This is a genomic window from Acidovorax sp. KPB24-07, from assembly GCF_057543315.1.
Window position 1 is genome coordinate 1 of the sequence record NZ_BAAJYS010000795.1, and the last position, 899, is coordinate 899.

Below are 899 nucleotides of genomic sequence, written 5' to 3' on the forward strand. Positions count from 1 at the left end.
CAGTCACCGCCACGGTGCAGCAGAACGCCGAGAACGCGCGCCAGGCCAACACGCTGGCCACGGGCGCCTCGGAGATCGCCACGCACGGCGGCACCGTGGTGGGCCAGGTCGTGAGACCATGGGCGGCATCGATGCCTCGGCCCGCAAGATCGTGGACATCATCGGCGTGATCGACGACATCGCCTTCCAGACCAACATCCTGGCCCTCAATGCCGCGGTCGAAGCCGCGCGCGCGGGGGAACAGGGCCGCGGCTTCGCGGTGGTGGCCGGCGAGGTGCGCGCGCTGGCGGGGCGCTCGGCCGACGCCGCGCGCGAGATCAAGGCGCTGATCCTGGCCAGCGCCAATCAGGTGCAGGAAGGCACCACGTTGGTGGGCCACGCGGGCGCCACCATCGGCGAACTGGTGCAGTCGGTGCAGCAGGTGTCGGGGATCATGGCCGAGATCACCGCATCCGCCCGCGAGCAGAGCGACCGCATCGCCGAAGTGAGCCAGTCGGTGGGCGCGCTGGAGACCATGACGCAGCAGAACGCCGCGCTGGTGGAAGAAAGCAGCGCGGCCGCCGGCAGCCTCAAGGACCAGGCTGGCCGGCTCACGGACATGGTGGGTACCTTCCGCCTGACGCGCACCCCCGAATTGGCAGCGCCCGTCAGCCGCGCATGACCGCCTGGGCGTCCGGCGACCCCGGCGCCCGGATGGCGCGCCGCACGGGCACCTCGGCCTGCGCGGCGAACACGCTCTCGCGCAGCGCGGGCAGGTCCAGCACCCGCAGACCGCCGTATTCCACGCAGATCGCGCCCTGCGCCTGCAGCTCGGCCAGCGCCTCGTTCACGCGCTGGCGCGACAGCCCCACCAGGTACGCCAGCTCCTGCTGCGTGATGCGCAGCACCTCGCGCACGCC

At 72.3% G+C, this 899-nt stretch carries 1 protein-coding gene and 1 pseudogene; one reads left to right on the top strand and one right to left on the bottom strand.

Annotation, left to right across the window (positions count from 1 at the left end):
• A pseudogene (locus AC27IQ_RS25860) lies at positions 1–661 on the top strand (methyl-accepting chemotaxis protein); the annotation flags it as partial.
• Here AC27IQ_RS25860 and AC27IQ_RS25865 read toward each other — a convergent pair.
• Positions 648–899 (bottom strand): helix-turn-helix domain-containing protein (locus AC27IQ_RS25865; RefSeq protein ID WP_487091350.1); only part of this gene is annotated, 252 nt, incomplete at its 5' end. The pseudogene AC27IQ_RS25860 and the gene AC27IQ_RS25865 sit on opposite strands and share 14 nt — an antisense overlap.